This window comes from Bartonella sp. AA1HLJMS (genome assembly GCF_042197445.1).
In the GTDB taxonomy this organism is placed as follows: domain Bacteria; phylum Pseudomonadota; class Alphaproteobacteria; order Rhizobiales; family Rhizobiaceae; genus Bartonella.
The window spans coordinates 1-11,861 of the sequence record NZ_JBHIRW010000034.1 but is presented as its reverse complement, the minus strand read 5'-3'; the positions used below and the strand labels follow the sequence as shown (position 1 = coordinate 11,861).

Here is an 11,861-nt window from a genome sequence, read left to right as displayed (position 1 = left end):
GCTTTACGAGTTTCAAAAGTATCTAGTGCAATATCTTTTAAGTAATGGAGATTGCTTATTGCCTCACGCTTTTGTTTATTACGTTCTTTAATAGGGTCACGCCCTTCACGTAAAACAGCCCGCCACCCAGTTGCCAATTCACGGGCTTGTTTTAAAGAGACATCTCTTAAAGCACCCAAGCCCATTTCGCGACGCCGCCCATGAATGGTATAACGATACAGCCATTGAGCACCTCCATCTTTACGCTTATGAAGAAGCAAGCCGGCACCATCATTATATTTGCCAGCTCCCAATGTTGAGACAGCCCTTGCATTAAGACGATTCATAAGAACCATTTTTACTCCTTTCTGCTATAGTTTTTACCCACACATCAACCCCGCTTGTGACGTGCAAGCAAGTGATTTTGATTGATTCAAGATACACAGATTTAAGATGAGAGAATCTTACGTTATTCAGGGTTCTCATTCAATATGAATAACGCTAGATTATGATTATAAATCAATGCCTTGAACACTTGGTGGAAAGGGAGGAGCGCCCTTAACAAAGCTTATTACTCAGATTGAAGCTTATTACAAGAAAAAAGGGGCAAAAGAGCTTGTCATCATAGGCAGGCGAGGGTGGGAAAAATCTCTTAAATCGCATGGATATCTCGTTAATCTTTTAGAATATAGAAAGCAGCTTTAACATGGGAAAAAGTTCAAAACCAATTCAGACAACGCAAAATACCACGCAAACAAATGCACCCCCTGCATGGGCAAAAGGTATTTTTGAACACGCAGCTCAAGATGCCATGACTTTTTATAACCAAGGCAGCGGAAAAGCCGTTTATGACGGGCAGCGTGTTGCGGGTTTAAGTGATCAAACAAAGAATGCGATTAATGGGCTTAGCAATAATACGCATAACTATGATAACAACACTTTAAATGGAATAGCGACAGGGCAAAATGCAACAAGCCAAAACTTAAAGAACATGGCTTCAGGGCAACAAATAGGCAATAACCCTTACTTTGATGAAGCGCTTCAAAACACATTAAATAAGGCAACAAATTCTATTAATAGTTCATTGGCAGGTGCTGGGCGTTATGGTTCTGGGGCGCATACTGGGGTTTTGGCTGATGAATTGGGGGGCATAGCAACACAAGCTTTATCACAGCAATATAACCAAGATGTCAACAACATGATGAATGCCAATGGTCTCATTGACCAAGCAAATCAAAATCAGTTGGCGGGTGCCAATAACTTCTTTCAAGGTCAAGGTCAGGCAAATCTTAATGCGTTGACGGGAGGGAGTGTACTTGATGCCAATCATCAACGGCAATTGGATGAAGAGCGGCAAAAATGGGAACAGCAGAACAATCTTGATTGGGACCAGTTAAGTAAGTTGCTCGCAGCTGGTGGAGCTGTTGCTGGAAATTACGGAACGCAAACAGGACAAAGGACGACATTGACTCCACAGCCAAAACCTAATCCGTGGGAGATTGTTGGAAATGTTGGAACTATCCTTGGTACTTTTGCTGGGCTTAGTGATATCAGAGCAAAAGAAAACATCAGAGAAGCTGGGCAGAGAAATGGCTATAAACTCTATGAATACAACTACAAGGGGCACCCAGAGCGCTATCGCGGGGTGATGGCACAGGATGTTTTGAAGTCAAAGCCAGAAGCTGTTTTCTTGCATAAGGCGACAGGTTTTTTGCATGTGGATTATAGCAAGCTTGGCTTTGAGATGGAAAGGGTGCAGTGATGTTTTGGCGAGAAGAATTAAATGCATTAGAGCGTGAAAAAGCTTATAGAAAGCGTAAAGCGTTGGAACTTGCTGCTTTTAGCACAAACTCTTTTGATGTGAGCAATGGGGATAATACTCCACAAAAATTGAGTCCTACAGAGCTTATTCGTGGTTCTCAAGCAGGGACAGAACAAGCTGGGAAAAAAACGCCAGCAGAATTGATTATGTCTACAGATGATTTAAAGCGCCAAATGCCTCCATTGCCGGATGTTTCAAAGGATACTGTTAAGGTACAAGAGGCGCCAGAGCAACAAAAGTATGACTTCTCAGATCAGGGAGGTGTTGCATCAATGATTCCTCAATCTCCACTTGTTGGGAACATTGATCAGTATAGTGGGGATGAAGCTGGGCGACAGCAAAAAGATGTGATGGATTATATTGCTCAACTTAATGAGAAATCTATAGCGGCAAACTCTTTGAAAAACGATTCTGGAAATGATGAGGAAAAGCTTTTTGATGCACCTATAGGAGAAGAAAAACATTTGAATGCACACTTACCAGAAGAGGAGCATTTAAAAGCAAATGATATGCCAGAACAGGCAACCGATTATGTAAACGCCGTTGGGAACTTTATTCATAAAGATGCAAATCCAAGCAGCTTATGGGAGCGTTTTAGAAAATCAGAATTTTCCGAGCATCTCATGGATTTTTTTGCAGGGTTAGCATCAGGAAAGACACCACAGGAAAGTTTTTCAAATGCGGCGCTTGTTATGCGGCAGGGCAATAATGTACGTGCTCAAAATAGACCAATTTTTGAGTTTTTACGCTCTAAAGGATATAGTGATAAAGACGCACAAGCAATCATGCAATATCCAGATCTTGCCATGAAAGTTATAGGCAACACGTTAAGCCCTCAAGAAGGCTATAGAACATTGACATCAGAAGAAAAGGCAGAGCAAGGATTGCCTGAGGATATGACTTTCCAAGTCTCAACAAGCACAGGGAAAATTATCCCAGTCCAAGGGGGACAACGTTCCACTGCTTCTGGATTAGGGGGAAATACTGATGGCATGCTGTCAAAGCCTGAATCAGGTTATATGTATGTTAAGGATGAAAATGCACTTGGTGGCATACGTGCGGTGCCAATTGCAGGCAGTGGTTCAGAACATAAATTAATTCAAGAACAGAAGGAGGAGGAGCGTAAAAACCAACAAATGCAAATGCGAATTCTGGAAACAGCAGACAGGTCAAATCGTATACTCTCAGCATCTAAAGAATTGCTAAAAATTGTTGAGGAACAACCGCATGTTGTTGGTTTCACGGGTTCTATAGAGTCATTCATACCTGGTTTTAAGGCAAAAGATTTCGGGCATATGCTTGATTCATTAAAGGCGAATATTGGGATTGATGCCTTGAGAAAAGCAAAAGCATTTTCACCAAATGGCGCATCTGGCTTTGGAAACTTGTCTAATATGGAATTGCAAACCTTGCAAAATTCTGTAGCGGCACTGTATCAAGATCTTTCTGCAGAGCAAATGAAGAAGTCGTTAAAAACAGTTATTGACACTTTCAACAAATCCAATGCAGCAACGCGCGCAATTCTTTTTGGTGGTGCAGAAGCAACAAACGAGCTCGTTCGAGCCGCCTATGGGCAAGATGCTTATAAGGGAAATCATGCACAGTCAAATGATCCACTAGAAAAACAGATAGAAGCATTGCCGGAAGGCATGTTGTTCGTTGATAGAGATGGACGCATTAAGGAGAAACAAACCAATGGCTGAAGTAATCCCTCCTCTTATTAATCGTAAAAACACAAGAGTCATTGGGCATATAAGTGACTATACACCAGAACAGCTTCAAGAGCTTTTCGCGAAGAATAAGGAAAGGCTAAGTGGTTCTGTTACAGGAAATAATGGTGCAACAGAGGAAGATGGTCCACATCCAAGTGCAGCGGGTGCTTTTGGATGGGGAGCTCTTCATGGGTTAACTATGGGGTATGATGATGAAATAGCTGGAGTATTCGCTTCGGGACCTCTGGGACCTATTAATTATTGGATGGGAGATGAAGAAGCAGTTAAAAAGTATAATGAAGTGACAAAGCGATGGCGTGACTATCAAAGAGCGGCGAACCGAGATCATTTTTATGCATCTCTTGCAGGGAATTTAACGGGTGCTGCAATTCCTTTTCTAATACCAGGTCTTGGCGCTCCTGCTGCTACTCGTGCGGCAATTGGGGCTGATGTTGTGCTGGGAGGTAGAGCTGGTGTTGCAGGAGCACAACTAACCAGTAAAGCTTTAGCAGCAGGAGAAAGGGCGGTGCAATCTGCTTTAGCAGAGGGTGCGGAACGGGCAGCGGCAAAAGCTGCAGGTGAAGCAGCAATGAAAGCAGTAGCAAGTAAAGAGGCGGCAAAATTTAGCTTGGGGCGTGCAGCAAAAACTGGAGCCATTTATGGTGGAATAGCAGGTAGTGGTGAGGGGGAAGGGTTTGCAGATACTCTAGTGTCTGCTGGGTTTGGTGCAGGGCTAGGCGTTGCAACACCATTTGTTGCCAGTGGTGTATCAAAAGCAACATCTTTTGCGACAAGATCACTTAAAAAAACGCCTGCTATTGTGAAAAAAACACCTGCGGCTCTCAAAAACACAGTTGGAAAATTGTTTGGTAAAACTGAACCAATAACACAAGGTGTAGAAAAAGAAGCATTTCAGATAAGCGATAGAGCGCTTAGGGATGTAAGCCAAACTTTAGGCGATGAAGGTGTCGATAAGCTTGAGAGAGCGTTAAAACAGCGCGGTCCTGATTCAATGATTATTGATCTTCATGATGGGCTTGCTGCGAGAGCTTTTGAAGCAGCAAAAAAAGACCCCGATACCTATTCACTCGTGAATAATCGTTTGGGAGCTAGACAAGATGCGAGTGCACTGCGGGTAAAGGATGCGTTGACAGATGTGATGGGTCCAAAAGTAGATACGCTTAATTTAAAGCAAGAGATTATCAAACAAGCACAGAAAAAGGCTGAACCATTTTATGAGAGGGCGAAAGCTTCTCCTATTTCTAATGCTGTCAGTAAAGATTTATCGCGGTTGCAAGAAACTCCTGCCTTCCAAAAAGCCTATAAAAAAGCAATTGCGCGAATGCCAAATGAAGCGGATGCAACAGTTATAGGGAGCAATGGATATCCAAAGCTGAATATGCGAATTTTACATAAGATGAAAGAGGTTTTGGATGATCAAATTAAATCTGCACGTATCAAAGGAAAATGGGGATATGCTCGAGATTTGACTCTGTTCAAACAACGCATTCTGGACGTTTTAGATACGTCCTCTCCAGATTATGCTAAAGCACGGAAAATTTATTATGACGAGCGTACTATTGGTGATGCCCTCGAGCAGGGAGAGCAAGCACTGAAGAAGAGCGTTAATCTCGACACAATTAACAGTCAACTTTCGGATTTTGGGTTGATGGAAAAAGAGGCTTTTCAAAAAGGTATACGGTCGCAACTAGAACATGCGGCAGGCAATGCACAGAATTTTGACCACAATCTTTTGAGTTTGTTTGACACGCAAAATGGTCAAGAAAAGTTGCAGCGTATTTTTGGCGAGGATAAAGCTAAGCAACTTATGAAAATGTTGCGACCAGAAGTGGAAAGAACAAAGCTTTTTGCACGATTGCCAAACCATATGGGTGAAGTGGAAGAGAGGGGGGCACAACAGACTATGGGTATAGGAAAGATTGCTTTCATCAAGGCAGTTGTAAAAAATTTCGCAAGAGAATTTGGACGCAAATTCTCAAGCGTCCATAAAGATACTGAGAGAGATATTGCAGCGCTTATAACAGCGCGGGAAAAAGGAGATTTTGGGTTAGCAAGGGAAAAAGCTGTTGAATTAATTAAGAAGTTTCATGAAGCAGAAAAGAAACGCTTAATAACCAAAGAAGACCACACAAAATTCTTCAATTTTATTGGCATTCTTTTGAATAGCAGTGTTGATAGAACGGTTATAAACTAATGATCAATTTTCATCCCAATGTGAAGCGTGCTATCTCACAGGCAGCACAAAAATATGGTTTGCCAGAAAGTTTTCTTGAACGTGTTGCTATGATAGAAAGTAATGGTAATCCAAATGCAAGAAATAAGAACAGCAGTGCGGGAGGGCTGTATCAATTTCTCGATTCAACAGCAAAACACTATCAACTCAATAACAAGTTTGATCCCTTTCAAGCAACCGATGCTATGGCACGGTTAACGAAGGATAATACGCGTTATTTAGCCACAGCATTAGGCAGAGAGCCATCAGAGGCAGAGCTTTACCTCGCACACCAACAAGGACCAGCAGGGGCAGTAAAGCTTATCAAAAATCCACATATTCCAGCAAGTCAGCTTTTAGGTCGACAGGCAGTCACACTCAACGGTGGCAACATGGAAGCTACAGCAGGGGATTTTATGAATCATATTTATGGGCTTTACAATAAAACGGGAGATGCTTTGAAGAGAACGATACAGCAAAACCAAAGCAATGGACAAGCGGCACCAAACGAGGTGGGTCCTTTGCGTGGGGTTGAGAGGCTTCAAAAGACACTTCAAGGTAATCAAGTGGGCAACCAATTGATGGCATATGACACGCCATTCCCAAACAGAATGATGGCACCTGAAAGCAGAGACAATTTAACAGGACAGGTTATGGAAACCACACCATTACAAGCACAAGGTATTGATGCAGGTGCTCTTAAAAAGGGCTTTTCCGGTTTGCTTCATTTAATGAGAGAGAATGAAGAAAGACAAAAACAGCAGGCACAGATGGTACAGCAACAAATGTTACAGCAACCAGTCATGGCGGGTTTCTCACAATCGACTGGGAGCCCGACAGATTTAACACCTCTCATTGATCCCTCTAGGCGGCAATCTGTTGGTTCCTATGGGCGGCAAAAAGAAGAGCAATTGCGCGAAGAGCTATTAAGAAGAACGGGGGCTTATCATGTCTGATATTTATGACTGGTCACTCACAGCTGATCAAAATGCCAATTCCGATAGTATCATTAATTGGGCAGAAGGGCAGCCGCCTAGTTCTGTCAATGATAGTGCGCGGGTCATGATGCAGCGTATACGTGAATATCTTGCCGATAATGGTGGTTCTCTTGACTCAAAGTTTATTGTGAATGGAAAGGAACAAACAACATCAATCACGTTGACGACGGTGTCGCCGATAGCGAAATATAAAAACGATATCATTATCCGCTTTAAGGCGCGTGGTATAAATATTGGTACGACAACAATAAACATGAATAATATAGGAGCAAAGCCACTCTATAAAGCCACCAGCACGGGGATAGTACCATTGATAGGTGGTGAGTTACAAACGGGCGGTATTTATGAAATAGTCTATAATGATGGCGTATCAACAAAAGGTCTTGATGGCTGGTATCTTTTAAACCCTACCCCCATTCCACTACCAAAGGTCGAAACCTTTCCTTGCGGTTTTATTGCGACCTTTGCTATGCAAGAAGTGCCAAACGGTTGGCTTTTATGTGATGGCGCTACTTATGAACGCAAGGATTATCCGCAATTATTCAAGGCGATAGGGGATAAATGGGGAAAAAACAGCGATACAACCTTTAAAGTTCCAGACTTTAGAGGAATGTTTTTGCGCGGCTTTGATAATGGTCGCGGTTTAGATCAAAATAGAGACTTCGCAGAGGTGCAAAAAGACAGCATTAAATCTCATACACATGCTTGTACCATTGAAGAGGCAGGTCAACATACGCATAAGCATGATTATTCTATGGTTACAAGAGTTGGTCAAATAGGTGGCAGAAATCCTGCTTTTGGTAATTCATATTATACAAAAGATACACAACCTGCTGGAGTGCATACGCATAAGGTAACGATTTCTTCAACGGGCGAGGCAGAAACACGCCCTGTTAATGTACCGGTTGTTTATGCCATAAAGTCGTGAGTTTTTCAAATGATCAATAATCCGTCTGCTATTGATGATATTGCGGACGCGGAGCAAATCCGCGTCCTTTTTTATGCAAGCAATAGAATGGTCCATGCACCCTTAAATAAGGTGCTTGATCTTGTCAAAAGCGACATACAGCATGATCTTTTAAGCGCTTTGGCAGAATATAAAGAAGCGACAGATAAACGTCTCGAGACCATGCAAAAACTTATTGATGAATTGCAGTCCTCTCTTCACACAACAAGACAACGAACTGATTAAGGAATGAAACGCGATGCCATTACCCTATCACACACATATATTTAAGCTTGAACCAGCAACAAAGAAAGAAGTCAAAGAAGGTGTTTTAAATAGTAAGGCTCTCGCACCTATTTCAGTGGGGAGTGCAGCAGCTTATGAGGTAGAATATTTTGCAACTGCTGCTCAAGGAAAAAAAGCTGATGATGCGGTTGCAAAGAGAGATATTGGAGCTCTTGCTTACAAAAATAAGGTCACAATTTGTGATATTGAAGCAAGTGGTGAAGCGCATGAGAATGCGATTTTATCAGGCGCTGGCTGGGTAAAAATATCGCCTTTAGGGATTGGCGATATGAAGGCTGCTACATATGATCCCGATAATGTGGGGGCAAATGCATTTTCTATGGAAAATATGCACGAGGGTCCTACAAAAAAAATCTTAACCACAGAGGAAAGATCAAAGCTACGATGGTTGAGTGCTAAGCAGCCAACAATGGAAAAATGGCGTATGGGGGATGAAGGTGTTTATTATCCCATATCTCCGGTAGATCTCAAAAATACCATTCGTTATTTTGTAGGCTCAAAGTCTTTTGGTATGTCAAAATCAGTTTATGATCCAGATAAAATAGAAAAAGATGTATTTGATATGGAGAATATGAAGGAAGGGAAAAAGCATCTTATCTTAACTCCTCCAGAACGTGCACAGATTGCAAAAATTGATAAAGTTGAAGATGTTGCACAACAAGGGATTCATGTTGCAAGTGAAGCGAAGAACGTTGCAGATAGTGCATTAAGAACAGCAAATGATGCAAAAGCTTATGCAGTAGATGCAAAAAAAACGGCTGAGACAGCACAAAAAACGGGAGACAGTGCAAAAGCTGAGGCAAATATTGCGCAAACAGCAGCCGATAAAGCGCAAGATACAGCGCATAGTGTACAGAAAAAAGTTGATCTCATTCAACCTCTTGCCAAACAAGACTGGATTGATGGCACAAAAACAGTGGATGCACTTATCTCACCAGCCAAACTGATGGCTTCAATCAAAGCAAATAGTAGCAATAGCAGCGGCGCTGGTAGCGGCAACAATGGTGGCGGGGTTAGAAAACCTGTTGAAATTCTGATGACAGAAAGCGGAGATATTCCATTGCCTGATGGTATTACTGCTGACACCGATATCGAAGTATGGGCTTGGGGCGGTGGAGGTGGTGGCGTTAAGGATGGCGGCGGCGGCGGCGGTCAATGTGTGCATGTTAAAATGAAAGGTTCTGATTTAGATAAATTAAAAACAGCTTACATTGGTCGTGGTGGTAAAGGTAATGACAGTAACATTTTGTGCAATGGTGGTAGAACAATGATCAAAGGGCTTGTTACAGCAGAAGGAGGATATTCCGTTTCCATGACTCTCGTTAACTTTGGAGGGAAAGGCGGCGATGGAGGAGGAAACAGGGAGGGCAGCAGTGGTGAAAGCTTTATTTTTTCTGGTGGTAATGGTGGAGGAAGTGGAGTCGACGGCAAGAGAGCTGGTACTGGTGGAAGTTCTTTTCTTGGCGGCGGCGGCGGCGGTGGTGGTCAATGCAAGGGTTCTATCATGGGGCAGGGTGGTGAGAGTTACAAAGGTGGTAACGGTGGTAGAGGTGGTAAAGAATGTGGCGGCGGCGGCGGTGGATATTTTGATGGGAAACACGGAAGCGACAAAATTGGCGGCGACGGCGGTGATGGAGCAGTACTCATAAAGGTATATTTATAAGGTGAATTGAACAATGGCACGGAAAATAAGTAAAGATTGTTTATACTGTTTAAAAAAGTGGGAAGGTTTGCGCTTGCAGGCTTATCAAGATGCTTCTGGCATATGGATGATTGGTTATGGTCATACGAAAAAAGCCGGTCAACCAACAGTTGTTGAGGGTATGGTGATTACAGAAAAAAAAGCTGAAAACATGCTTTTAGCAGATTTGCGGCAATATGAGAGGGCGGTAGAAAAAGCAGTTTGTGTGAATTTAAGCGACGAGCAGTTCGGCGCTCTTGTTTCCTTTTGTTATAATGTGGGTATTGCAGCTTTCCAAAACTCTACATTGCTTAAAAGGCTTAATCGGGGGGATTATGAAGCGGTACCAACCGAATTGCAGAAATGGACCAAAGCGGGAGGCAAACGTTTACAAGGTCTCGTACACCGGCGTGTAGCAGAGGTAGGGCTATGGGCGAAAGGGGCTTTTGTTTCCTCCAATTATCAAACAGTAGAAACGCAAGCACCAACGGGGTTTCTCAAAGCAGAAGCATTGGCACCGATTATTGGTTCTTTCTCAGGTCTTGGTGGGTTTTTAGCGGGCAATGGACCAATCCAATGGGCTTTATCCGCCATTATGGTTTTAGCCGCATGTACTGGCATTTTCTTTGTAGCTAAACGCTTTCAGGAGCACCGCCTATGATCTTATGGATGAAAAGAAACTTGATGGTAACAGGTGCGGCTTTAGCCGCTTTTTTTATTGCCTTAGCAAAAGCTTTTACTCTTGGGAAAAAAGTAGAGCAACAAAAGCAAACAGAAAAAGCTTTAAAAGCAGCCACAACACGGCTTGAGGTGGAAAGTGAAGTTAATCAAAAAAGTGATGCTGATATGCGTGCTGCTCTCTCTCACTGGTTGCATGACAAATAAATATGCTTCTTCTTGTGTTGGCTGGTTGCCAATTTATTTAGACAAGAAAGATCTGAACGCCATCAGTTCCAATTTAGCAAGAGAGATCTTAAAGCACAATAATCTAGGTGAACACTTATGTGGGTGGAAACATGGTTAGAAAAAAATCCAAAAAACACACAGAGCTTACAGAATCAGAAAAAGAAATGCTTCAAGAAATGATCATCACCTATCAAAGCGTGAAAATGATGTCTCGCTTGATGAAGTGGATAGCATTTTTTCTTTTTTTGCTTATTCTTGATTTTGCACGCCTCATGGATGCGATAGACAACATCTTCGCTCATTTGAAGCAGTGGTTCTCAAAGAATTAGAAAAACTGTCATACAAGCAAAAACTTCGAAAAATTCTTTTTACTATGAATTGGAGATCCAATCATAAGCGTAGTTCAGAATGCAAACCAAGTCGTAAGAGCCCTAGTGTTTTGGTATTCGGCTTTCGATAGATCAAAACTAAATCTGGCTTGATATGACAATCACGACAATTGCGCCATTGACCTGTTAGCGCATGATCTCTCCAATGCGCTTTTAGCGGTTCATTCTCCGCTAACGCTTTGACCACAAGCAGCAAATCCTTCTCTAGTGTATTAGCATACCTACCTTTGCTTTCACGTTTAAGGTCAGACCGGAATGAACGCGTATAGACAATATAGCAAGCTTAGGTTTTCTTTTCAGATTTACGCATTTCGGTTCTATCTTCGCGTATCATGGTCCTTAAGCTGTCTAATGATGTACGTTCGACGCATCCCATTTCGGCATCCTCGATAGCTCGTAATGTTTCCGGATTTGGTTGAAAGATCCAAGCGGTAATGTTCGATCTCTAGCAATGCGGGTCATAAACATGCGTACTGCATCCGATACAGTTAAACCCGTAGACTTAATAACTGCACTTGCAATTTCTTGAACTTGATCAGGTATGCGGGCTTGAATTTTTCCCATTTCTAAATCCCCTATTCAATTGTAGTACAATGTACTGCACGTTAAGTCTATGTCAAGAGTTTCAACAATAGCTTTTCACAAGAGAACTTAGCAAAATTCAAAAAATTATTAGAGAAAGTTAGAAGAATAAGATATGTTCTGTAGAAGAATATTGGAAAATCCTATTCCCTAACCTTTATTTATGAACCACATACTTTAAAAAAACATATAAATCAATGTGATATATGAATAAAAAAGAGCATAATATTACTAAAAGAGTGTTATAGAAATGATGTGTCATGACGATTCTACCACTCGATAGTGCTTCGATAAGAGAGGCAATAGC

At 42.1% G+C, this 11,861-nt stretch carries 13 protein-coding genes and 1 pseudogene; 11 read left to right on the top strand and 3 right to left on the bottom strand.

The window, feature by feature from the left end; translation table 11 throughout:
• A partial coding sequence (locus ACFIQE_RS07745; protein ID WP_375707471.1) for an Arm DNA-binding domain-containing protein occupies window positions 1-335 on the bottom strand: 335 nt, incomplete at its 3' end.
• 350 nt (window positions 336-685) lie between these two features.
• Here ACFIQE_RS07745 and ACFIQE_RS07740 point away from each other — a divergent pair.
• Genes ACFIQE_RS07740 through ACFIQE_RS07690 form a run of 11 tightly spaced genes read left to right on the top strand, consistent with a single transcriptional unit; the run spans window position 686 to window position 10,912 of the window.
• On the top strand, window positions 686-1,741 hold the full coding sequence (locus tag ACFIQE_RS07740) for a tail fiber domain-containing protein (protein ID WP_375707470.1): 1,056 nt from the start codon (window positions 686-688) through the stop codon (window positions 1,739-1,741).
• On the top strand, window positions 1,741-3,504 hold the full coding sequence (locus tag ACFIQE_RS07735; RefSeq protein ID WP_375707469.1) for a hypothetical protein: 1,764 nt from the start codon (window positions 1,741-1,743) through the stop codon (window positions 3,502-3,504). Before ACFIQE_RS07740 ends, ACFIQE_RS07735 begins: the two co-directional genes overlap by 1 nt.
• Window positions 3,497-5,728, top strand: a complete 2,232-nt coding sequence (locus tag ACFIQE_RS07730) for a hypothetical protein (protein ID WP_375707468.1) — start codon at window positions 3,497-3,499, stop codon at window positions 5,726-5,728. The genes ACFIQE_RS07735 and ACFIQE_RS07730 overlap by 8 nt, the downstream gene beginning before the upstream one ends.
• Window positions 5,728-6,702 carry a transglycosylase SLT domain-containing protein gene (locus ACFIQE_RS07725; RefSeq protein ID WP_375707467.1) on the top strand — a complete coding sequence of 325 codons (975 nt, stop codon included), beginning with the start codon at window positions 5,728-5,730 and terminating at the stop codon, window positions 6,700-6,702. The genes ACFIQE_RS07730 and ACFIQE_RS07725 overlap by 1 nt, the downstream gene beginning before the upstream one ends.
• Window positions 6,695-7,672 carry a tail fiber protein gene (locus ACFIQE_RS07720; protein WP_375707466.1) on the top strand — a complete coding sequence of 326 codons (978 nt, stop codon included), beginning with the start codon at window positions 6,695-6,697 and terminating at the stop codon, window positions 7,670-7,672. The genes ACFIQE_RS07725 and ACFIQE_RS07720 overlap by 8 nt, the downstream gene beginning before the upstream one ends.
• 9 nt (window positions 7,673-7,681) lie before the next feature.
• A complete protein-coding gene (locus ACFIQE_RS07715; protein WP_375646537.1) occupies window positions 7,682-7,936 on the top strand; it encodes a hypothetical protein in 255 nt (84 codons plus the stop codon).
• Between the two features lie 13 nt (window positions 7,937-7,949).
• Window positions 7,950-9,659: an alanine-zipper protein gene (locus ACFIQE_RS07710; RefSeq protein ID WP_375707465.1), complete on the top strand. Its 1,710-nt coding sequence runs from the start codon at window positions 7,950-7,952 to the stop codon at window positions 9,657-9,659.
• 13 nt (window positions 9,660-9,672) lie between these two features.
• Complete coding sequence (locus ACFIQE_RS07705; RefSeq protein ID WP_375707464.1) at window positions 9,673-10,338, top strand: lysozyme; 666 nt, start codon at window positions 9,673-9,675, stop codon at window positions 10,336-10,338.
• Entirely contained in the window at window positions 10,335-10,562 is a 228-nt protein-coding gene (locus tag ACFIQE_RS07700) for a hypothetical protein (RefSeq protein WP_375620639.1), read from the top strand. The genes ACFIQE_RS07705 and ACFIQE_RS07700 overlap by 4 nt, the downstream gene beginning before the upstream one ends.
• Complete coding sequence (locus tag ACFIQE_RS07695) at window positions 10,495-10,701, top strand: hypothetical protein (protein ID WP_375707463.1); 207 nt, start codon at window positions 10,495-10,497, stop codon at window positions 10,699-10,701. The genes ACFIQE_RS07700 and ACFIQE_RS07695 overlap by 68 nt, the downstream gene beginning before the upstream one ends.
• Complete coding sequence (locus ACFIQE_RS07690; RefSeq protein ID WP_375611113.1) at window positions 10,694-10,912, top strand: hypothetical protein; 219 nt, start codon at window positions 10,694-10,696, stop codon at window positions 10,910-10,912. The genes ACFIQE_RS07695 and ACFIQE_RS07690 overlap by 8 nt, the downstream gene beginning before the upstream one ends.
• Before the next feature lie 61 nt (window positions 10,913-10,973).
• On the opposite strand, the gene ACFIQE_RS07685 is transcribed toward ACFIQE_RS07690, so the two are convergent.
• A complete protein-coding gene (locus ACFIQE_RS07685; RefSeq protein WP_375640341.1) occupies window positions 10,974-11,246 on the bottom strand; it encodes a type II toxin-antitoxin system YafQ family toxin in 273 nt (90 codons plus the stop codon).
• A gap of 9 nt (window positions 11,247-11,255) precedes the next feature.
• Window positions 11,256-11,536, bottom strand: a pseudogene (locus ACFIQE_RS07680) (type II toxin-antitoxin system RelB/DinJ family antitoxin).
• Window positions 11,537-11,861 lie beyond the last annotated feature (325 nt).

Coding starts and splice junctions, on each gene's coding strand:
- ACFIQE_RS07740 (WP_375707470.1), top strand. CDS start 686: ATGGGAAAAAGTTCAAAACCAATTCAGACAACGCAAAATACCACGCAA.
- ACFIQE_RS07735 (WP_375707469.1), top strand. CDS start 1,741: ATGTTTTGGCGAGAAGAATTAAATGCATTAGAGCGTGAAAAAGCTTAT.
- ACFIQE_RS07730 (WP_375707468.1), top strand. CDS start 3,497: ATGGCTGAAGTAATCCCTCCTCTTATTAATCGTAAAAACACAAGAGTC.
- ACFIQE_RS07725 (WP_375707467.1), top strand. CDS start 5,728: ATGATCAATTTTCATCCCAATGTGAAGCGTGCTATCTCACAGGCAGCA.
- ACFIQE_RS07720 (WP_375707466.1), top strand. CDS start 6,695: ATGTCTGATATTTATGACTGGTCACTCACAGCTGATCAAAATGCCAAT.
- ACFIQE_RS07715 (WP_375646537.1), top strand. CDS start 7,682: ATGATCAATAATCCGTCTGCTATTGATGATATTGCGGACGCGGAGCAA.
- ACFIQE_RS07710 (WP_375707465.1), top strand. CDS start 7,950: ATGCCATTACCCTATCACACACATATATTTAAGCTTGAACCAGCAACA.
- ACFIQE_RS07705 (WP_375707464.1), top strand. CDS start 9,673: ATGGCACGGAAAATAAGTAAAGATTGTTTATACTGTTTAAAAAAGTGG.
- ACFIQE_RS07700 (WP_375620639.1), top strand. CDS start 10,335: ATGATCTTATGGATGAAAAGAAACTTGATGGTAACAGGTGCGGCTTTA.
- ACFIQE_RS07690 (WP_375611113.1), top strand. CDS start 10,694: ATGGTTAGAAAAAAATCCAAAAAACACACAGAGCTTACAGAATCAGAA.